Annotated in this window: 18 protein-coding genes; 8 read left to right on the top strand and 10 right to left on the bottom strand. The window is 67.5% G+C overall.

Annotated features, from left to right (window positions below):
• Nucleotides 1-54: 54 nt before the first annotated feature.
• The 3 genes from DID98_RS00795 to DID98_RS00805 all read right to left on the bottom strand — a co-directional run bounded on the left by DID98_RS00795 (nt 55) and on the right by DID98_RS00805 (nt 3,216).
• Nucleotides 55-453, bottom strand: a complete 399-nt coding sequence (locus tag DID98_RS00795) for a DUF488 domain-containing protein (protein WP_124519593.1) — start codon at nt 451-453, stop codon at nt 55-57.
• A 131-nt stretch (nt 454-584) separates the two neighbouring features.
• The gene (locus DID98_RS00800) at nt 585-1,787 is read right to left on the bottom strand and encodes an amino acid aminotransferase (protein WP_124519595.1); all 1,203 of its coding nucleotides are present in this window, start codon (nt 1,785-1,787) and stop codon (nt 585-587) included.
• Nucleotides 1,788-1,830: 43 nt separating this feature from the next.
• A complete protein-coding gene (locus DID98_RS00805) occupies nt 1,831-3,216 on the bottom strand; it encodes an amino acid permease (protein WP_124484873.1) in 1,386 nt (461 codons plus the stop codon).
• A gap of 318 nt (nt 3,217-3,534) precedes the next feature.
• Here DID98_RS00805 and DID98_RS00810 point away from each other — a divergent pair, with 318 nt between their 5' ends.
• Nucleotides 3,535-4,008, top strand: coding sequence for an Lrp/AsnC family transcriptional regulator (locus DID98_RS00810; protein ID WP_044843065.1), 474 nt, complete (start codon nt 3,535-3,537; stop codon nt 4,006-4,008).
• Between the two features lie 48 nt (nt 4,009-4,056).
• On the opposite strand, the gene DID98_RS00815 is transcribed toward DID98_RS00810, so the two are convergent.
• Nucleotides 4,057-4,968 carry an EamA family transporter gene (locus DID98_RS00815; RefSeq protein ID WP_124519597.1) on the bottom strand — a complete coding sequence of 304 codons (912 nt, stop codon included), beginning with the start codon at nt 4,966-4,968 and terminating at the stop codon, nt 4,057-4,059.
• Nucleotides 4,969-5,311: 343 nt separating this feature from the next.
• Between DID98_RS00815 and DID98_RS00825 the strand changes: the two genes are divergently transcribed.
• Nucleotides 5,312-6,985, top strand: a complete 1,674-nt coding sequence (locus DID98_RS00825) for a phospholipase C (RefSeq protein ID WP_124519599.1) — start codon at nt 5,312-5,314, stop codon at nt 6,983-6,985.
• Between the two features lie 111 nt (nt 6,986-7,096).
• Complete coding sequence (locus DID98_RS00830; RefSeq protein ID WP_124519601.1) at nt 7,097-8,515, top strand: cytochrome-c peroxidase; 1,419 nt, start codon at nt 7,097-7,099, stop codon at nt 8,513-8,515.
• A 24-nt stretch (nt 8,516-8,539) separates the two neighbouring features.
• On the opposite strand, the gene DID98_RS00835 is transcribed toward DID98_RS00830, so the two are convergent.
• The 3 genes from DID98_RS00835 to DID98_RS00845 form a co-directional block, all read right to left on the bottom strand.
• Entirely contained in the window at nt 8,540-9,271 is a 732-nt protein-coding gene (locus tag DID98_RS00835; RefSeq protein ID WP_124519603.1) for a class I SAM-dependent methyltransferase, read from the bottom strand.
• A gap of 93 nt (nt 9,272-9,364) precedes the next feature.
• A complete protein-coding gene (locus DID98_RS00840; protein ID WP_124519494.1) occupies nt 9,365-9,808 on the bottom strand; it encodes a type VI secretion system amidase immunity protein Tai4 in 444 nt (147 codons plus the stop codon).
• Complete coding sequence (locus DID98_RS00845) at nt 9,805-10,305, bottom strand: type VI secretion system amidase effector protein Tae4 (RefSeq protein WP_082088418.1); 501 nt, start codon at nt 10,303-10,305, stop codon at nt 9,805-9,807. The genes DID98_RS00840 and DID98_RS00845 overlap by 4 nt, the downstream gene beginning before the upstream one ends.
• A 299-nt stretch (nt 10,306-10,604) precedes the next feature.
• Between DID98_RS00845 and DID98_RS00850 the strand changes: the two genes are divergently transcribed.
• The 4 genes from DID98_RS00850 (at nt 10,605) to DID98_RS00865 (ending at nt 14,723) form a co-directional block, all read left to right on the top strand.
• Nucleotides 10,605-11,315 (top strand): GntR family transcriptional regulator, encoded by a 711-nt coding sequence (locus DID98_RS00850; protein WP_124519495.1) that lies wholly within the window; start codon nt 10,605-10,607, stop codon nt 11,313-11,315.
• 73 nt (nt 11,316-11,388) lie between these two features.
• Entirely contained in the window at nt 11,389-12,195 is an 807-nt protein-coding gene (locus tag DID98_RS00855) for an SDR family oxidoreductase (RefSeq protein WP_124519496.1), read from the top strand.
• A 35-nt stretch (nt 12,196-12,230) separates the two neighbouring features.
• Entirely contained in the window at nt 12,231-13,163 is a 933-nt protein-coding gene (locus DID98_RS00860) for a 3-keto-5-aminohexanoate cleavage protein (RefSeq protein ID WP_044843057.1), read from the top strand.
• A 231-nt stretch (nt 13,164-13,394) separates the two neighbouring features.
• Nucleotides 13,395-14,723 carry an MFS transporter gene (locus DID98_RS00865; protein WP_124519497.1) on the top strand — a complete coding sequence of 443 codons (1,329 nt, stop codon included), beginning with the start codon at nt 13,395-13,397 and terminating at the stop codon, nt 14,721-14,723.
• Nucleotides 14,724-14,858: 135 nt separating this feature from the next.
• Here DID98_RS00865 and DID98_RS00870 read toward each other — a convergent pair whose 3' ends face one another.
• The 3 genes from DID98_RS00870 to DID98_RS00880 form a co-directional block, all read right to left on the bottom strand.
• Entirely contained in the window at nt 14,859-16,193 is a 1,335-nt protein-coding gene (locus DID98_RS00870) for a chloride channel protein (RefSeq protein WP_124570031.1), read from the bottom strand.
• A gap of 188 nt (nt 16,194-16,381) precedes the next feature.
• Nucleotides 16,382-17,623 carry a cytosine deaminase gene (gene codA / locus DID98_RS00875; protein WP_124519608.1) on the bottom strand — a complete coding sequence of 414 codons (1,242 nt, stop codon included), beginning with the start codon at nt 17,621-17,623 and terminating at the stop codon, nt 16,382-16,384.
• 75 nt (nt 17,624-17,698) lie between these two features.
• The gene (locus DID98_RS00880) at nt 17,699-18,163 is read right to left on the bottom strand and encodes a VOC family protein (RefSeq protein ID WP_124519610.1); all 465 of its coding nucleotides are present in this window, start codon (nt 18,161-18,163) and stop codon (nt 17,699-17,701) included.
• A gap of 308 nt (nt 18,164-18,471) precedes the next feature.
• Here DID98_RS00880 and DID98_RS00885 point away from each other — a divergent pair, with 308 nt between their 5' ends.
• On the top strand, nt 18,472-19,623 hold the full coding sequence (locus DID98_RS00885) for a porin (protein WP_044843051.1): 1,152 nt from the start codon (nt 18,472-18,474) through the stop codon (nt 19,621-19,623).
• Nucleotides 19,624-19,651: the final 28 nt, after the last annotated feature.

The following is a 19,651-nucleotide window of genomic DNA, read 5'->3' on the forward strand; positions in this document are numbered from 1 at the left end:
TTGACCCACGTCAACCGGTTCGCTGCGCCGCACGAAGCAACGCCCGACGGGCGCTCAGCCCGCTTCCGCGTCGATCGCCGCGCCGCGCTCCGCCAGCAGTTCGCGCAGCACGCTGCGATGGCAGCGGCGCTCGTCCTCGCAGTAGCAGCCGATCGAGAACGCGCTCGTCGCCGACAGCGCGGCGAGCAGGTCCAGCACCTTCGGTGCGTCGCCGTGCGCCATTTCCGCGCGGAAGTGGCGCGTGAACGCACGCCATTCGGCATCGGTTTCGGCAGCCTGCGCCTGCGCGACCAGCTCGGGGCTCGGCGACAGCGTCGGCAGCCACACATCATAGTAGTTGCGCGATGCGAATTCCGTCTTGGGTACCCCGCGCGGCGGCCGCCGCACCGTGCCGATCCTCAGGCCCTCGCCGGCCGCGCGTGGCGTGCCGAGCCGTACGATTCGAATTGCCATGCCGCTCCTTCGTCTTGCGTTCGATCCGCCATCGTACCGCCGCGCCGCCGCCGCGCAAGAAAAAACCGGCTGCCTCCGCGAGGGAGACAGCCGGTTCATGCGATGCGATCGGGCGCCCGGGGGCGCACCGGTCAGACGCCGCTCTTCAGCACCTTGCCGATCGCATCCGCGACGATGCCGACGTTCGAATCGTTCAGCCCAGCGACGCACATGCGGCCCGAACGCAGGATGTACACGCCGTGCACTTCGCGCAGCGCATCGACCTGCGATTCGGTCAGGCCCGTGTACGTGAACATCCCGCGCTGCTTCACGTAGCGCGTGAGGGCTTCGCCGCTGACGTAGTCGCGCAGGCCGTCGTGGATCGACTGGCGCATCCGCGCGATCCGGCGGCACATCGCGGCGAGTTCCTCTTCCCACTGCTTGCGCAGCGCGGGCGTGTTCAGCACGGTCGCGACGACCTTCGCGCCGTAGGTTTGCGGGTTGCTGTAGTTCGAGCGCACCGCGCCGGCCAGTTGGCCCAGCACGCGCTCGGCCGCGGCTGCATCGTCGCAGACGACGCTCAGGCCGCCCACGCGCTCGCCGTACAGCGAGAAGTTCTTCGAGAACGAGTTCGCGACGAGTGCCGGCACGCCGCGGCGGGCCAGTTCGCGCACGGCGAACGCGTCCGCGTCGAGGCCCGCGCCGAAGCCCTGGTACGCCATGTCGACGAACGGCAGCAGCCCGCGCGCCTCGACCACGTCGATCAGCTTCTCCCACTGGCCTTCGTCGAGATCGACGCCGGTCGGATTATGGCAGCACGCGTGCAGCAATACGATGCTGCGCGCCGGCAGCGCGTCGATCGCCGCGAGCATCGCGTCGAACTTCAGGCCGCCCGTCGCTTCGTCGTAGTACGGGTACGTGTTCACCGTGAAGCCCGCGCGCTCGAAGATGAAGCGGTGGTTTTCCCAGCTCGGGTCGCTGAGCCACACCTGCGCGTCCGGGAAGTAGCGCTTCAGGAAATCGGCGCCCACTTTCAGCGCGCCCGAGCCGCCCAGCGTCTGCACGGTCGCGATGCGCCCGGCCGCACGCGCCGGATGATCGGCGCCGAACACCAGCGCCTGCACGGCGTCGCGATACGCGGCGAGGCCGACCATCGGCAGGTAAGGCTTCGGGCCGAGGTCGCGCTGCAGCGCGGTTTCGGCTTCGCGCACGGCCCCCATCACGGGAATCCGGCCTTCGGCATCGAAATAGATGCCGATGCTCAGGTTGACCTTCTGATCGCGCGGATCTTTCTGGAAGTTCTCGTTGAGCGTCAGGATCGGATCGCCCGGGTACGCGTCGATGTGTTCGAACATGGCTATGTCGGTCTCGTTTGGAAGAATGGTCGGGATGCCCGTGTCAGCGCGCGGACGCGCCGTCGCGCATCACATAGTCCGCATTCTTCTGACGGAAGCGATACCCGACCGCGAGCACCGCGAGCCATACGGGAATCAGGTACACCGACAGGCGGAGATCCGGCGTCAGGTACATCACGACGAGAATGCCGGCCATGAACGCCAGGCACAGGTAATTCGTGAAAGGATAGCCCAGACTGCGGAACGAAGTCTGCTCTCCGGCGATGCGCTTGGCTTGGCGGAACTTCAGGTGGATCAGCGTGATCATCGCCCAGTTGATGATCAGCGCCGACACGACGAGGCCCATCAGCACCTCGAACGCCTTGCCCGGCATGAAGTAGTTGACCAGCACGCACGCGCCGGTGGCGAGCGCCGACGCGCCGAGCGCGGCGAGCGGAATGCCGCGCTTGTTCACCGAGCACAGCACCTTCGGCGCGTTGCCCTGCTTCGCGAGGCCGAACAGCATCCGGCTGTTGCTGTACACGCCGCTGTTGTAGACCGACAGCGCGGCCGTCAGCACGACCACGTTCAGCACGTTCGCGACCAGGTTGCTGCTCAGCGCGTGGAAGATCAGCACGAACGGGCTGCCGCCGGTGACGACCTTCTCCCACGGATACAGCGACAGCAGCACGGCGAGCGCGCCGATGTAGAAAATCAGGATCCGGTAGATCACCTGATTGGTCGCGCGCGGAATGCTGTGCTTCGGATCGTCGGCCTCGGCCGCGGTGATGCCGATCAGCTCCAGCCCGCCGAACGAGAACATGATCGCCGCCATCGACATCACGAGCCCCGACACGCCGTTCGGGAAGAAGCCGCCGTGCTGCCACAGGTTCGCGACGCTCGCTTCCGGCCCAGCATGGCCGCTCGCGAGCAGCCATCCGCCGAAGCCGATCATCCCGACGATCGCGGCGACCTTGATGATCGAGAACCAGAATTCCGTCTCGCCGTACGACTTCACGCTCGCCAGGTTCAGCAGGTTGATCGCGACGAAGAACACCAGCGCCGACACCCAGGTCGGCACGCCGGGCCACCAGTACTGCACGTAGATCCCGACGGCCGACAGCTCGGCCATGCTGACGAGGATGTACAGCACCCAGTAGTTCCAGCCGGACAGGAAGCCGGTGAAGTGGCCGACGTACTTGTCGGCGAAGTAGCTGAACGAGCCGGCGACCGGCTCGTCGACCACCATCTCGCCGAGCTGGCGCATGATGAAGAACGCGACGACGCCGGCCACCGCGTAGCCGAGCAGCACGGACGGGCCGGCCATCTTGATCGTCTGCGCGATGCCGAGGAACAACCCCGTGCCGAGCGCGCCACCGAGCGCGATCAGCTGGATGTGCCGGTTCTTCAGCCCCCGCTTCAGGCCGTCCTTCTCGTTTCCAGAAACCATGTCTTCTCCATTTTGCCCGCCTCCGCCGGAAGCGGTGCGGCGCGCCTCGGTGTGCCGGGCGCTGTTTTGCTGTGCCGGCGGCCGTTCGTGGAGCCGCCGGGTTGGGGACTGCAATCTTCGCGTGGCGACCCCCGATTCCTGTCGGCAGGCCCACCAGACCGGCCACCGACCGTCGCTCTCGCCGCCTTGCTGCAGGCGCACACGAAAATCCGGCGTCAGTTTAGCGTCGCGACAGCGAAATCGGGTTGCGTAACCGGCTCATGCAAACCCTACATTATGAGATAAGATTGCGCCCGGGAGACAGATGAGGAAACAAAAATGCCTGAACCGGTTCTCGATCGCATCGATCGCCATTTGCTATCGGTGCTGCAGGAGAACGGCCGTGCGTCGAACCTCGACCTGGCGAAGGCCGTCGGCCTGTCGCCCGCGCAGACGCTGCGACGCCACCGCCGGCTGGAGGAGATCGGCGCGATCCGCCGTTACGAAACCCGTCTGTGCCCCGACACGCTCGGGTTCGGCGTCACCGCGTTCGTGCACGTGACGATGGAGCGCGGGCATATCCGCGACCTGTCGAAGTTCCAGAAACTCGTGTCGGATCTCGCGCAGATCCAGGAATGTTTCTCGGTGACGGGCGATATCGACTACGTGCTGAAGGTCGTCGCGCGCGACCTGAAGGGGCTGTCCACCTTCCTGCTCGAAACGCTGATGCGGATTCCCGGCGTGAGCGGCGTGCATTCGAGCGTGTGCCTCGACGAGATCAAGTGCACGAGTGCGATGCCGGTGGAAGGCTGATGCGGCGCCACGCGACCGGCGGGGCGATGCCCGGTTCGGCAGCCGCGCTCAGCGCACCGCCTCGAACGCGCTGATCAGCAACGCCCCGCACGCAATCACCAGACACCCGCCGGCGCGACGCGGCGTCAGCCGCTCGCCGAGATACACGCGCGCGATCAGCGCCGCGAACACCACGCTCGTTTCGCGCGGCGCCGATACCGGCCCCATCGGCGCACGATCCATCGCCCAGATCACGATCCCGTATGCGAGCGCCGCGCACACGCCGCCGCATGCGGCCTTCGCCGTTTCACCGACATCCTGCGCGAGCCGCAGCGGCCCCGCCCGCAGCCGGTAGTACGCGGCCATCAGCAAGCCGGTCAGCACGAACATCCACGCCGTATAGCCGACCGTGCTGCCGCTTTCCCGCACGCCGATCCCGTCGACCACGCTGTACGCGGCGATCGATACGCCGGTGGCGAACGCAGTCGGCAGCACCTGCGTCATCCGGTGCCGCGCGCCGCGTCCGCGCTCCAGCCCGATCGCCATGATGCCGGCGCAGATCAGCACGAGCCCGCCTTGCGCACCCGCGTTCAGGCGCTCGCCCGCGAACGCCGCCGCGCCCAGCGTGACGAGCAGCGGCGCGGTGCCGCGTGCGACCGGATAGGCGACGCTCAGGTCGCCGTGCTCGTAAGCGCGCACCAGCAGCAGCGTATAGACGACGTGGAGCACCGCCGATGCGACGACGCAGGCCCAGCTCGCGGGCGTGATCGGCGCGGCGGCCGGCAGGAACAGCAGCGCGAACAGCCCGATCGCGATCTGCAGCACCGTGGCCGAGCGCAACCGGTCGCCGCTGCTGCGCACGAGCGCATTCCACGACGCATGCAGGAAGGCGGCGCACAGGACGGCAAACAGAACGGGAATCGGCACGTTGAGTACTCGCTGACGGCCGGCAACGCGAAATCGTCGCCGCGGGCCAACCATCGTATGAATGCGTCACACGATTGTCAAAAAAGCAACCCGGCCCGGCACCTCGCGAATCGGCCCGCCACGGGCTGTCGCCCGCCCCGCGCGGCATGCGCGGCCGTAACCGTGCGCGCCGCCGAATGTGTCGCCCAGGTTGCATCCGCGTGCCCCCTTTCCGCTTTCTTTCGCGCCGCGTCGCGCCGTAATGGAATCGATACCGCGGCGCAACCGTCGCGAAACCGGTCCGCCCCCATATCTTCATACCGAACTGCTTCAATGCCGGGGCTTTATAGCGTTCCGCGCCGGACCGACACGGCGACGGGGCCGATCTTCACCGTCGAAAGCTACCTGGAGTTTCCCGATGTTCCGTCAAGCCTTGCTCGTCACCGCCTGCGCAGCCGCGGCGCTTGCGCTGTTCGCCTGCGGCGGCAGCGACGATCCCACGTCGACGCCCGCCGTGTCGTCGCAGGACGCGCTGCAGACCGCCACGCCGATCAAGCACGTCGTCGTGATCTACGGCGAAAACGTGTCGTTCGACCACTACTTCGGTACCTACCCGAACGCGTCGAACCCGTCCGGCGAACCGGCCTTCAACGCGAAGCCCGGCACGCCGGCGATCAACGGGCTGACGGGCACGCTGCTCACCGCGAACCCGAACTTCACGAACACGGCCAACGGCACCGACGCCGCAAACCCGTTCCGCCTCGACCGCACGCAGGCCGCGACCGCCGACCAGAACCACGCGTACACGGCCGAGCAGCAGGCCGAGGACAACGGCCTCGCCGACCTGTTCCCGAAATACACCGGCAAGGGTTCGTCCGGCGGCGCCGGCGCGTTCGGCACGAAGGGCCAGGTGATGGGCTACTTCGACGGCAACACCGTGACCGCGCTGTGGAACTACGCGCAGCGCTTCGCGATGAGCGACAACGCGTACACGACGGTCTACGGCCCGTCGACGCCGGGCGCGCTGAACGTCGTGTCGGGCCAGACCAACGGGATGCAGATCGTCAAGACGTCGAAGCAGCCGTCGACGCTCGCCGCCACCTCGTACTACATCAACGACGGCCAGGGCGGCTTCACGATGATCAACGACGTCGACCCGGGCTTCGACGTGTGCTCGAGCACGACCGACCAGGCGATGATGAGCGGCAAGAACATCGGCGACCTGCTGAACAGCGCGAAGATCACGTGGGGCGGCTTCATGGGCGGCTTCAACCTGTCGACGACCAACAGCAACGGCACGACCGGCTGCAGCCGCAGCACGGTCGCCACCGCCGTGAACGCCGCGACGACCGACTACATCCCGCACCACAACTGGTTCCAGTACTACGCGTCGACCGCGAACCCGCAGCACACGCGCCCGAGCGCGGTCGCGGCGATCGGCTCGAGCTTCGAAGCCGACGGCAAGACGGCCGAACCGGCGAACCACCAGTACGACACCGACGACTTCTTCGCGGCCGTGAAGGCCGGCAACTTCCCGTCGGTCAGCTTCCTGAAGGCGCCGGCCGCGCAGGATGCGCACGCCGGCTACTCGGATCCGCTCGACGAGCAGGCGTTCGTGACGAAGGTCGTCAACTTCCTGCAGCAGCAGCCGGACTGGCAGAACACGGCCGTGATCGTCACCTATGACGACTCGGACGGCTGGTACGACCACGCGTACATGGCACCGACCCGTGCGTCGTCCGACGCGGTCGACCAGGTGAACGGCAACGGCAAGTGCGGCTCGGGCGGCACCACCGGCGTGAACGGCGGCACGGTGAACGGCCGCTGCGGCCCGGGCGTGCGCATCCCGCTGGTCGTGATCTCGCCGTACGCGAAGCAGAACTACGTCGACCACACGTTGATCGACCAGGCGTCCGTCGTGCGCTTCATCGAGGACAACTGGCTCGGCGGCCAGCGCATCGGCGGCGGTTCGTTCGATGCGACGGCCGGCGACCTGCGCGGGCTGTTCGACTTCTCGTCGAAGCCGAACACGGCGCCGCTTTATGTCGATCCGGCGCAAGGCACCGTGCTGAGCGCGGCGCCGTCGATCTGACCGGCATCGCGTAACCGGTCGCAGCAGGCAACAGCAGGCCGGCGCATCGTGCGCCGGCCGTTTCCGTTTAACGCGCCGCTTTCACACGGTGCCCGATTTTCGACCGACAGCATGACAGCTCGTCCCGCGTTCCCGTCTCCCGACGCATCCGGCGCCGCCGCGTCGCGTTCCCCTGCCCGCGTGCCGCGCCGCGCGGCGTTCGCGCTCGGCGCGGCCGTGCTCGGTTACGGCGCGTTCGCGATCGCGTTTCCGGCCCGTACGCCGGCGGCGATTGGCGACGTCGTCGCCGGCTGGACGGGTGCGAATCCGCATCCGGTCGTGCTGCAGCGCCCGGCCGCGCAGCCGCTGTCGGCGGTCGCGCAGCTCGGGCGCGCGCTGTTCGCCGATCCGTCGCTGTCGGCATCCGGCAAGCAGTCGTGCGCGTCGTGCCATAGCCCCGATCATGCGTACGGCCCGCCGAACGGGCTCGACGTGCAGCCGGGCGGCCTCGCGATGACGCAGCAGGGCTACCGCCCGCCGCCGTCGCTGATGTACCTGTATCGCCAGCCCAACTTCAGCATCGGCCCCGATGCCGGCGAAAACGACGCCGCGCCGAGCGTCGCACAGCAGGCGGCATCCGCGGCTGGCGTCGTCAAGGCGCAGAAGGTGGCCGGCACGTCGGCCGCGCCGCAACTCGTGCCGCAAGGCGGGATGTTCTGGGACGGCCGCGCCGATACGTTGCAGCAGCAAGCGTTCGGGCCGCTGCTGAATCCGGTCGAGATGGCCAATGCGAGCATCGACGACGTCGCGCGCAAGCTCGCGCAGTCGCCGCATCGCGCGCAGTTCGAGCAGTTGTTCGGGCCGCGTGTGTTCTCCACGCCGCAGCTCGCGGTGTCGGAGGCGATGTTCGCGATCGCGCGCTATCAGGTCGAGGATCCGTCGTTCCATCCGTACAGCAGCAAGTACGATCGCTGGCTCGAAGGCCGCGCGCGCCTCACGCAGGCCGAGTTGCGCGGGCTGAAGCTCTTCAACGATCCGGACAAGGCGAATTGCGCCGGCTGCCACCTGTCGAAGCCCGGCAAGGACGGCTTGCCGCCGATGTTTACCGACTACCAGTACGAGGCGCTCGGCGCGCCGCGCAACAAGGCGCTCGCGCAGAACCGCAACCCGGCGTTCTACGATCTCGGCGTGTGCGGGCCGTTCCGCGCGGACCTGAAGGACCAGACGCAGTACTGCGCGATGTTCCTCACGCCGACGCTGCGCAACGCGGCGACGCGCCACGTGTTCTTCCACAACGGCGTGTTCCATACGCTCGACCAGGTGATGGCGTTCTACAACGAGCGCAGCATCTCGCCGCAGAAGTTCTATCCGCGCGGCGCGGACGGCAAGCTCGACGTGTACGACGACATCCCGGCGAGGTACCGCGCGAACGTCGACGTGACGGATGCGCCGTTCGACCGCAAGCCCGGCGACAAGCCCGCGATGACCGAACAGGACATCAAGGATGTCGAAGCGTTTCTCGGCACGCTGACCGACGAGCCGGCACGCTGACGGCTGGCCCGCCGCCGCTTTTGGTCAGCGCTGCGCGCGGATGCAGAGGAACGCCGGCGCCAGCGACAGCTCCGCATGGAGCCGCTCCGACACGGCCTTCATCTCGGCCAGCGGCGTCGGTTCGACGAACCTGTCGAGCCGCCAGCCGGCGTCGGCGAGCGCGTTCAGGATGTCGGCAAGCGGCCGGCGCCACGCTTCGACATAGGGCTTCGGTTCGCCGAAACCCGACCAGTGGAAGCCGAAACGGCTCGTATCGAAGTACGTGGCGTCCCCGCGTGTGCGCTCGTCCATCCAGTCGCGCATCGGGTGCGCCATCGAGAACACGAGCGTCCCGCCGAGCCGTGCGACGCGTCTGAATTCACGCAGCGTCGGGGCGAGGTCACGCACGTAGTCGAGCGCGAGCGAGCACAGCACCTTGTCGACCGACGCGTCGGGCAGCCACGCGAGCGGCGCCTCCAGGTCGCCCTCCACGACGTCGACCGTGAGGCCTGCGCAGCGCGTTTGCGCGAGCGCGACCATCTCGGGCGTGATGTCGAATGCGTGGACGGTCGCGCCGTGACGCGCGAGGTGCGCGCTGCAGATGCCGGGCCCGCAGCCGGCGTCGAGCACCGTCAGGTCGTCGACGTCGCCGAGCAGTGCCATCGTTGTCGGACGCTCGTAGAGTGCGTTGTGCGCCTTGGTCGGCGCGATGTCCGCGTAGCGTTGCGCGAAGCTCGCATAGGCGCTGCGGGCGGACGGTTCGTTCGAATCGGGCATGCGGCATCCTTGGGCTAGGATTGGAAGATCGATTCTGCACGATCGGGGCGCGCATGGCGATGGTCGGGGCGCCGCCGCTGCGGCGCTTCAGAACTATCGCGGGTTCTCGGCCCGGTATGTGCTGTTGGGCCGCAGGACGAGCCGCTTCGCCGCCGCGTCGAGCTCCTTGCCGTGATACAGGTCCATGCATTTCAGGAAGTCGAATTTGACGTCCTTGATTTCCGACTCAACGACCGGATTCCGGTAATCGCGCGCCAGATACTTCGCGACCAGCGCTCGAACGACGTCCGGCGCGCGCTCCAGGTCGTAGTAAGTCCAGTCGCGCAGCGCGTTCGTGCTGCTGCCGATGTCCTTGCTTACGGCGGACTCCTGCCGATACGCAGTGGCCAGACACTGTGCGAGCGCCATGTCCTTGAAGTTCTGGATGTACGTACGTGAACCGGCCTCCGGCGAGGTTTGAGCCGCTTCCTTCGCTGACACCGCTGCAGGATGAAGTGCCGCACACGTCAGCGCGATCGCGATCCAGGCTTCCCTCATGACAGGCTCCAGAAATTCGCACGATCCGTACGATACCGTGCGCTCGGCTCATTGAAGTAGCAGCGGTCGTAACATGTATTTCCATTGAACAACGTTGCGTGACCCTGCGCGTCGCTCCAGCCGGAGACCTCGAACAGGATGACGCCTTGTCGCCCCGACAAGGGTCCACCGTTCGACGGCGGAAACCTGACTACCTCCGCCTTCCCCCACCGCTGCTCGAGAAAGCGATTCAAGTCACGAACGCGAAAAAAGTATTGCCGATTGTCTCCGCCCGATACCGTTTGCCCGGAAATTCGGGGAATCACCATGCCGGCCTCGCCGAGGATGTAGCTCATTCTCACCGCGCAGGTATTGCTCCACTGTTCCGAAGGGCTCGGATTGTTCACGTTCTTCTCGACGTATCCACCGATCATTTTCGCGACCCGTTCGCCGGAATTGGCCGGATCATAAATTCGCTGGGATGCCGCCCACGCAACGGCAAATGACGGTCGTTTCACTTTGGCTCCTTGTCATTGGAATGAAGTCGAATCGGCTGGCGTGCGTCGGAAAAATCACGGCCCCGCGTGGTTTCCTGACAGCCTTGGGGGCATTCGCCGCATGCATCATGATGCATTGATCGAAAGGTTTTTGTAATACCAATGCCGTGACGGTGGCAGGGGTACATCCGGCAGATTGCCGTGCTTCCCCCCTCGTTTTCCCCAACCCGAATCGCCTTGACTCCGCCCGCCCAATCGTCAAAACTTCACACATCTCAAGTGTGATCACAGATCGCAGATCAAACCCAGGAGAACCCGCCTTGGCGCCCCGTATCGTCCCGCCCGCACTGAAAGCCATCGAATCTGAAACGATGGCCGACAAGGTCTACCAGCAACTGCGCGAAGCGCTGATGAGCGGCCGATTCGCGCCTGGCCAGGCGCTGAGCCTGCGCAGCGTCGCCGAGGCCGTCGGCTCGTCGACGATGCCGGTGCGCGCCGCGCTCACGCGGCTGCGCGCCGAACGCGCGCTGGTCGACGGCCCTAACCGCGCGCTCGTCGTGCCGCCGATGACGCTCGACATGCTCGACGAACTGCGCGACGTGCGGATCGCGCTCGAAGGTTGCATCGCCGAGCGCGCATGCGCACGGATGACCGACGCGCAGATCGCCGCCGTGCGCAAGACTTGCGAGACGATGCAGGCGCACGTCGAGGCCGGCCGCTCGCGCGCCTACCTGCAAAGCAATTTTGCGTTCCACAGCGCGATCTACGCGCATGGCGCCAGCGAAAACACGCTCGCGATCGTCGAGAACCTGTGGATGCGCGTCGGTCCGTTCCTCAACATGGTCGCGCTCGATATCCCGCATATGCGGCGCTCGATGGACGCACACCGCGCGATCGTCGATGCCCTCGAGCGGCGCGACGGCGCGGGCGTGCGGGCCGGCATCGCGCTCGACATCGGCGGCGCCGCACACGACCTCGCCGAGACGCTGCGGGCCGAACAGACACCGCGGACCGTGAACGCGAAACCGTAGCGCCCGCTCGACGCGACCGGACGAATCGCGAGCGGCCCCAATCCGACTACATCAACGATGGAGACAACCCGGCATGACAGCTTCCGACCTGCTGAAACCCTATGACGGCCTGCGCGTCCTCGTGACGGGCGGCGCATCGGGCATCGGCCTCGAAATCGCCGGCGCGTTCGCCGAATGCGGCGCGCGCGTGCACGTGTGCGACGCGTCGCAAGCCGCGATCGCGGCGCTGGCGGACCGGCCGCCGCGCGCCGCAACCGGCGCGATCAGCGCAACGCTGGCCGACGTCTCCGACCCGGCGGCCGTCGAGCGCGTGTTCGCCGACGTATCGGCTACGCTCGGCGGCCTCGACGTGCTGGTCAACAACGCGGGCATCGCCGGCCCGACCGGCGGCATCGACGAAATCGACCCCGTGCAGTGGGAGCAGACCGTCGCGATCAATCTGAACGCGCAATTCCAGTTCGCTCGCCGCGCAGTGCCGCTGCTGCGCGACTCGAAACACGGCGGCGCGATCATCGCGCTGTCATCGGTCGCCGGCCGGCTCGGTTACGCGTTTCGTACGCCCTACGCGGCCACGAAATGGGCGGTGGTCGGTCTCGTGAAGAGCCTCGCGATCGAACTCGGGCCGCTCGGCATTCGCGTGAACGCGATCCAGCCCGGCATCGTGCGCGGCCCGCGGATGCGCCGCGTGATCGAGGCGCGCGCGCAGCAGCTCGGCATCGGCTACGACGAGATGGAGAAGCGCTATCTCGAGAAGATTTCGCTGCGACGCATGACCGATCCGGCCGAGATTGCCGCGACCGCGCTGTTCCTGTGCTCCCCGGGCGGGCATGGCATTACCGGGCAGGCGATCTCCGTCTGCGGCAACGTCGAAGTGCTCTGACGCCTCCCGCATCGTTCATCGAAAGGAATCCATCCGTGGCAAACGCTCGCAAAGTCATCATCACCTGTGCGCCGACCGGCGCGATCCATACGCCGTCGATGTCGCCGTACCTGCCCGTGACGCCGCACGAAATCGAAGCGGCGGCGGTCGCGGCCGCGCAGGCCGGCGCGGCGATCCTGCACCTGCACGCACGCAACCCGTCCGACGGCAAGCCGACGCAGGATCCAGCCGTGTTCGCCGAATTCCTGCCGCGCATCAAAGCGCAGACCGACGCGGTGATCAACCTCACGTCGGGCGGCAGCCCGCACATGACGGTCGACGAACGGTTGCAACCCGCGCTGCATTTCCAGCCCGAGGTCGCCTCGTTGAACATGGGCTCGATGAATTTCGGACTCTATCCGATGCTCGAGCGCTTTCGCGAACTGAAGCATCCGTGGGAGCGCGAACATCTCGAGAAAAGCCGCGATCTCGTATTCAAGAACACGTTCGCCGACATCGAGACGATCCTCACGCGCTGCGGCGCGAACGGCACGCGATTCGAATTCGAGTGCTACGACATCTCGCACCTGTACAACCTCGCGCACTTCGTCGACCGCGGGCTCGCGAAGCCGCCGTTCTTCGTGCAGAGCGTGTTCGGCTTGCTCGGCGGGATCGGCGCGCACCCGGAGGACCTGATGCACATGCGCCGCACGGCCGACCGTCTGTTCGGCGACGATTACGTGTGGTCGATACTCGGCGCGGGTCGCAACCAGATTCCGCTCGCGACGATCGGTGCCGCGCAAGGCGCGAATGTGCGCGTCGGGCTCGAGGATTCGCTGTGGATCGGGCCCGGCAAGCTCGCCGAATCGAGCGCCGCGCAGGTACTGAAGATGCGGCAGGTGCTCGAAGGCCTGTCGCTGGAGATCGCGACGCCGGCCGACGCGCGCGCGATGCTCAAGCTCAAGGGCGGCGACGCGGTCAAGTTCTAATCGCCGGGTTGCGCCCGACACCACGCAACACCAGGACCCGCAAGCGCAGAGACAAGGCGCCGGCCCGAGCCGGCCGGTGCCAGGATGCCTTCCATCGCCCCGCTCCCGTCGAGCGCCGCCGGCGCGGCTCCGTCGTCTGCCCCTCCGCTGCGCGCGACGCAGCGGCCTCAGCCGAACGCGGCACGCCGTGCTTGCCGTGTGCGCCCGTTCGCCATTACCGGAGTCGTCCGCATGTCCACTCATCACGCCCAGGCCCTGCCTTCCGCCGTCGGCGACGCAAGTGCGTCGCTGAACCGGCTGCTGTTTCGCAAACTGATGCCGCTGCTGATCGCCGCCTACGTAATCAGCTTCCTTGACCGCACCAACATTGCATTCGCAAAACACTCGATGGGTGTCGATCTCGGCATTTCATCGGCCGCCTACGGACTCGGCGCGGGCCTGTTCTTTCTCACCTACGCGCTATTCGAAATCCCGAGCAACCTGATCATGCACCGGGTGGGCGCGCGCTTCTGGATCACGCGAATCATGATCACGTGGGGTGCGTTGTCGATCGCGATGGCGTTCGTTGCCGGCCCGACGTCGTTTTACGTGATGCGCCTGCTGCTCGGCGCCGCCGAAGCCGGGCTGTTTCCGGGCGTGATGCTGTACCTCACGTACTGGTTCGGTCGCGAGGAACGTGCGCGGGCGACCGGCTATTTCCTCCTCGGCGTGTGCATCGCGAACATCGTCGGTGGTCCGCTGGCCGGCGCGCTGATCGAACTCGATGGAAGGCTCGGCTTCCACGGCTGGCAATGGCTGTTCGTCGTCGAGGGAATTCCGGCCGTCCTGCTCGCCTTCGTCGTGTGGACACGGCTGCCGGACCGCCCGAGCAGCGCGCCGTGGCTGTCCCCCGAAACCGGCCGCGCGCTCGAACGCACGCTGGCGGCGGAACAGGATGCAGGCGTTGCAACCCACGGCGGCCACGCGTTCGGTGCCGCGCTGCGCGATCCGCAGATCTGGCTCGCGATCTTCGTGTACTTCTGCCACCAGTTGACCATCTATACGGTGATCTTCTTCCTGCCCGGCATCATTGGCGCATCCGGACGCTTTTCGCCGTTCGCGGTGGGATTGCTGACCGCGTTGCCTTGGCTCGCTGCCGCCCTTGGCGCCGCCACACTGCCGCGCTTTGCGCGCGAGTCGCATCATTCGCGCCGGATACTGTGCGCCGGGCTCATCGTAATGGCCGCGGGAATGGTAGGTGCCGCGCATGCGTCGCCCGTGGCCGGTCTCGCTTGCGTGTGCGTCGCCGCGTCGATGTTCTTCGTCGTGCAGTCGATCGTGTTCACGTTTCCCGCGTCGCGACTCGCCGGCAGCGCACTGGCCGGCGGTCTCGGCCTCGTGAATACGTGCGGGCTGCTCGGCGGCTTCGTCGGGCCGACCGTCGTCGGCGCGATCGAACAGACGACCGGCAATGCGAAGAACGGGCTGACGCTGCTGGCAGCGGCGCTCGTCGTCGCAGCGTTCGCGAGCCTCGCGTTGCGTCACGGACACGAACGCGCCGACGCACGGTCGCGCGATTGAGGACCGGCGAAATCCTGCACAGAACCGGCAGACGCGCTTCGGCGTGATCCGTCGGGATACGGGCTGGAAACCGGCAAGGAAACGGGAAAAAGCGATGACAGGCAGCCCGCGCGCCGTAGCCTGTGCCGAGGAGGGCTACCGGGTCGCCGTCACCGGCGTGGCGACGGCCGCGGCCGCCCCCAGCCGCCCCTCCACCAGCCACTGCGCGAACCGGTACGCAACCAGCGAGCCCGCCACGGCCAGCAGCATCGGCACCAGGCTGTCGTGATTCGCGCGCGTGAATTCGAGCAGCAGCACGACGGCCGTGATCGGCATCTGCATCGACGCGGCGAGGAACGCGGTCGCGCCGACCAGCGCGCATCCGCCGATCGACGCGCCCGGCCACACGAGGCTCCACAGCCCGCCGAGCACGACGCCGAGCAGGGCGCCGTTCGCGAGACCGGGCGTCAGCAGCCCGCCCTCCGCCCCCGCGCGCAGGCTGCCCGCCTCGATCGCCACCTTCAGCACGAGCAGCGTCGCCGCGAGCCCGATCGTCAGCGTGCCGTCGAAGCCCATCGAAGCCGGCCCCTTGCCGTTGCCGAGCAGTTGCGGAAAGCGCATCGCCAGCACACCGATCACCGCGAAGTTGACCAGCGCGAGCACCGGCAGCAGCCGGCCCTTCGGCGCGTCGGCCCGTGCGCGGCCCGTGAGCCGCACGAAGCCGTACGCGGCGAAACCGAACAGCGGCCCGCAGACGATCGACCACGCGACGAGCGGCGTACTCAGCATGAACGCAGGCACCGTGTACTGATGTTCGTTGCCGAGGCCGATCCATGCGACGGCCGCCGCGATCGCCGAGGTGACGACGGCCACCACCAGCGCGCGCAGTTCGAACGTGCCGAGCAGCACTTCGAGCACGAACACCGCACCGCCGAGCGGCACGTTGTAGACGGCCGCGAGCCCGGCACCCGCGCCGCACGCGACCATCAGCCGGCAGTCGGCGGGCGTCAACCCCGCGCGGTGCGCGAACTGCCCGGCCAGCAGCGAGCCGATCTCGCGCGGCGCGACTTCGCGGCCGAGCGGCGAACCGAGCGCAACGGTGACGATCTGCAGCAGCGCGTGCACCGTCGTGCTGACGAACGGCATCCGCGGATCGGCGGCACGCACGGCACGGCGGATGCTGACGAGCGGCCGGCCGTAGCGGTACAGCGCCCACCAGCCGCCGCCCGCGACCAGCCCGCAGACGACGAGCACCGCGAGCCGGCGCAGCGGGTCGGCCTGGCTCACGCCGGTAAGGAAGCTTTCGGTGCCGACCACGTGCGCGAGGCTGTAGTCGTACGCGACGTGCTGGATCGCGTGCAGCAGCAGCGCGAGCAGCATCCCACCGACACCCGCGCCGACGCCGGTCAGGATCGTGACGGCAGCCATCCGCGCGAACGGACTGGCGGACGGCGAGGAAGACACGGGAGCAGACGGAAGATCGAGGCGCATGAGGTCGGCGGACGATGATTGACAAGACGGCGCGCACCATGCACGCCGCCGTCAGGACCGCATCGTAGGCGTCGATCTCTCATGAGACAAACGTATTTTTCTGATCAACTCATGCATTCAGCGCATACAAGAAAGACGGCAGTTCCCGACGGGGCGTGCCGCCGTCCACCGCCGTCGCCGCATCCGCGTCACTCCGGATACGTGACGCGCTCCGGCTCGCGCCGCATGATCACCTTCCCGTGGCGCACCGACAGCGTGGCCTTCACCTGCCGGCGCACGGCTTCATAGTCGCAGTCGGCATCGAGCACGACCAGGTTCGCCGGCCGCCCGACCGCGATCCCGTAGCCGTCGCCGAGATGCATCGTCGTCGCGCTGTGATCGGTCACGAAGTCGAGGCAGCGCTGCAGGTCCTGGTAGCCCATCATGTGGCAGATGTGCAGGCCGGCGTCGAGCACGCGCAGGATGTTGCCGTTGCCGAGCGGATACCACGGATCCTTGATCGAATCCTGTCCGAAGCACACGTTCAGGCCCGCGCGATCGAGTTCCGCGACACGCGTGAGCCCGCGCCGCTTCGGAAACGTGTCGAAGCGCCCCTGCAGATGAATGCTCTCGGTCGGGCACGACACGAAGTTCAGGCCCGCGCGCTTCAGCAGCCGGAACAGCTTCGAGCAATACGCGTTGTCGTACGAGCCCATCGCGGTCGTGTGGCTCGCGGTCACGCGCGCGCCCATGCCGCGCACGCGCGCCTCTTCCGCGAGGACTTCCAGAAAGCGCGAATGCGGATCGTCGGTCTCGTCGCAGTGCACGTCGACGAGGCAGCCGGTGCGCTCGGCCAGCTCCATCAGGAAGCGGATCGAGCTGACGCCCTGCTCGCGCGTGTTCTCGAAATGCGGGATCCCGCCGACGACGTCCGCGCCGAGTTCGATCGCCTGCGCCATCAGCGCGCGGCCGCCGTCGAACGACTCGATGCCTTCCTGCGGAAACGCGACGATCTGCAGGTCGATCAGCCCGCGCGCCTCGTCCTTCACTTCGAGCATCGCCTTCAGCGCGGCCAGCGTCGGATCGGTGACGTCGACATGGGTGCGCACGTGCTGGATGCCGTGATCGCGCAACATGCCGATCGCCGCATGCGCGCGCGTCTTCGTGTCCTCGTGCGTGATCGTCGCCTTGCGCTCGGACCAGCGCTCGATGCCCTCGAACAGCGTGCCGCTCATGTTCCAGGCCGGCTCGCCGGCCGTGAGCACCGCATCGAGATGGATATGCGGTTCGACGAGCGGCGGAATTGCGAGACGGCCGCCCGCATCGACATCGCCGGCGCCGACCGATGTGACCGGCGCGGCCTGCGCGTCGATCCGCGCGATCCGGTCGCCGTCGATGCCGATCGTGAACAGCCCGTCGCGGCCGCGCAGGCGTGCATTGAAGAGGTTCATGGTGGGTCCAAGCGTCATGCGGCGTCAGCGCGCCGCGTGGTGGGGAAAAACCGGCTCCTGCGATGCGTGCCGCGCTTATTTGAAATCCTCGATCGTCAGGCCGGTCGCCGCGCTCATCTCGTCGTTCGCCACGTCGCGCACGTGCTTGCCGAACGTCCACACATGCCGGCCGGGATCGCGCGCGCGATACATGCGATCGCCGTAGAACTGGTCGGCCGGCGCCTGCAGGATCTCCGCGCCGGCCGCACGCGCGCGTTCGCAGTGCGCGTCGATGTCGGCGTCGTCGGGAAGATGCACGTGGACGTGCTGCGTGTTCCGGTCGCCCGTGTCGTGCGGCGACGCGATGAAGTCGGCCCACGCGCCGCCGATCATGACGAGGCCGTCGCCGAATCTCATTTCGGCGTGCGCGATGTCGCCTTCCGGCGTGGTGACGACCAGCGCGCGCTCGAAGCCGAATGCGCGTTCGAGCCACGCGAGCGCGGCTTTCGGGTCGCGGTAGCACAGCGCGGCACTCAAGGAAGGACGGCGCGGCGTGGTCATCGGGGGCTCCGGATCTCGGCAATGGTCTGCCCATTCTCCACGCGCGCGGCGCGGCGATCAACTCCCGCGCCGGCGACGCGCGTGTTGTCAATGCGCGACACGGCATGCGCGACCGACCGACCGCTCGCGTCGCGCCGTCGGCGAAAACGCACGCCGTCCGGCCTCCGGACCGATTTGTGAACGCCGTGTGACGCACTCTTGCGCAACTCGCAACGGTGTACTCGCGCGCCTGCGGCCGGAATCGCGCGACCCCGCCCCTACACTTGCGCCGAACTTTGGTCACCCGTCCCACACGCAGGAGCTGTTACATGCACAAAACGAACAAAACCCTGATTGCCGCCGCATCCGCCGCCGCACTCTTCGCCCCGCTCGCGCACGCCCAGAGCTCGGTCACGCTGTACGGCCTGATCGACGCCGGCATCGCGTACACCAACAACGCCGGCGGCGCATCGCTGTGGCGCATGACCTCCGGCACGGTCAACGGCAGCCGCTTCGGCCTGCGCGGCACGGAAGATCTCGGCGGCGGCCTGAAGGCGCTGTTCGTCCTGGAGAACGGCTTCAACGTGAACAACGGCGCGCTCGGGCAGGACGGCAAGCTGTTCGGCCGCCACGCGTATGTCGGCCTGACCAGCAGCGGCTACGGCACGCTGACGCTCGGCCGCCAGTACGACACGATGGTCGACTTCGTCGCGCCGCTGTCCGCGACGGCCGGCGACTTCGGCGATACCGGCTTCGCGCATCCGTTCGACAACGACAACCTGAACCACTCGGTGCGCATCAACAACGCGGTGAAGTACACGAGCGACACGATCGCGGGCTTCAAGGTCGGCGCGCTGTACGGCTTCTCGAACTCGACGAACTTCGCCGGCAACCGCGCGTACAGCGTCGCGGCAAGCTACACGAACGGCCCGCTGAAGCTGGCCGGCGCGTACCTGCAGATGAACGGCACGAAGGGCTCGACGAGCGCAAGCCCGGGCGCGACCGACGTGGCCGAAGCGAAGAGCGTGAGCCAGGGCGGCTGGTCGGTGGGCGCGGACCGCATGCGCTCGTACGGCGGCGGTGTCAGCTACGTGTTCGGTCCGGCGACGGTCGGCTTCGTCTATACGCGCTCGCAGTACGACAACTCGGGCTCGTTCGGTTCCACCGGCCAGGTCGCGTTCAACAACTACGACGTGAACGTGCGCTATGCGGTGACGCCGGCCGTCAGTCTCGGCGCGGCCTACGTGTACACGGACGCCAGCGTGTCGAACCCGGACAGCAAGCACGGCACCGATCCGAAGTGGCATCAGGTCGACCTGCAGGCCGTGTACAAGCTGTCGCGCCGCACCGACCTGTACGCGGAAGCGATGTACCAGCACGCGTCGGGCCGCGGCTACCAGGCCTTCATCAACACGTCGGGCGGCGCCTCGAGCACCGCGAACCAGATCGTCGGCACGATCGGCATGCGCACGCGATTCTGAGTTCCGCGCCGCGTGAGCGCCCGTCGCC

Origin of the sequence: Burkholderia sp. Bp8984, from assembly GCF_003853755.1 — a bacterium.
In the GTDB taxonomy this organism is placed as follows: domain Bacteria; phylum Pseudomonadota; class Gammaproteobacteria; order Burkholderiales; family Burkholderiaceae; genus Burkholderia.

Bases quoted from the DNA above. Each gene is read 5' to 3' on its own strand.
- DID98_RS00835 (WP_124519603.1), bottom strand. From the start codon at position 9,271: ATGCCCGATTCGAACGAACCGTCCGCCCGCAGCGCCTATGCGAGCTTC.
- codA (WP_124519608.1), bottom strand. From the start codon at position 17,623: ATGAACCTCTTCAATGCACGCCTGCGCGGCCGCGACGGGCTGTTCACG.
- DID98_RS00865 (WP_124519497.1), top strand. From the start codon at position 13,395: ATGTCCACTCATCACGCCCAGGCCCTGCCTTCCGCCGTCGGCGACGCA.
- DID98_RS00795 (WP_124519593.1), bottom strand. From the start codon at position 453: ATGGCAATTCGAATCGTACGGCTCGGCACGCCACGCGCGGCCGGCGAG.
- DID98_RS00815 (WP_124519597.1), bottom strand. From the start codon at position 4,968: ATGGTTGGCCCGCGGCGACGATTTCGCGTTGCCGGCCGTCAGCGAGTA.
- DID98_RS00885 (WP_044843051.1), top strand. From the start codon at position 18,472: ATGCACAAAACGAACAAAACCCTGATTGCCGCCGCATCCGCCGCCGCA.
- DID98_RS00810 (WP_044843065.1), top strand. From the start codon at position 3,535: ATGCCTGAACCGGTTCTCGATCGCATCGATCGCCATTTGCTATCGGTG.
- DID98_RS00880 (WP_124519610.1), bottom strand. From the start codon at position 18,163: ATGACCACGCCGCGCCGTCCTTCCTTGAGTGCCGCGCTGTGCTACCGC.
- DID98_RS00855 (WP_124519496.1), top strand. From the start codon at position 11,389: ATGACAGCTTCCGACCTGCTGAAACCCTATGACGGCCTGCGCGTCCTC.
- DID98_RS00805 (WP_124484873.1), bottom strand. From the start codon at position 3,216: ATGGTTTCTGGAAACGAGAAGGACGGCCTGAAGCGGGGGCTGAAGAAC.
- DID98_RS00840 (WP_124519494.1), bottom strand. From the start codon at position 9,808: ATGAGGGAAGCCTGGATCGCGATCGCGCTGACGTGTGCGGCACTTCAT.
- DID98_RS00800 (WP_124519595.1), bottom strand. From the start codon at position 1,787: ATGTTCGAACACATCGACGCGTACCCGGGCGATCCGATCCTGACGCTC.
- DID98_RS00870 (WP_124570031.1), bottom strand. From the start codon at position 16,193: ATGCGCCTCGATCTTCCGTCTGCTCCCGTGTCTTCCTCGCCGTCCGCC.
- DID98_RS00825 (WP_124519599.1), top strand. From the start codon at position 5,312: ATGTTCCGTCAAGCCTTGCTCGTCACCGCCTGCGCAGCCGCGGCGCTT.
- DID98_RS00830 (WP_124519601.1), top strand. From the start codon at position 7,097: ATGACAGCTCGTCCCGCGTTCCCGTCTCCCGACGCATCCGGCGCCGCC.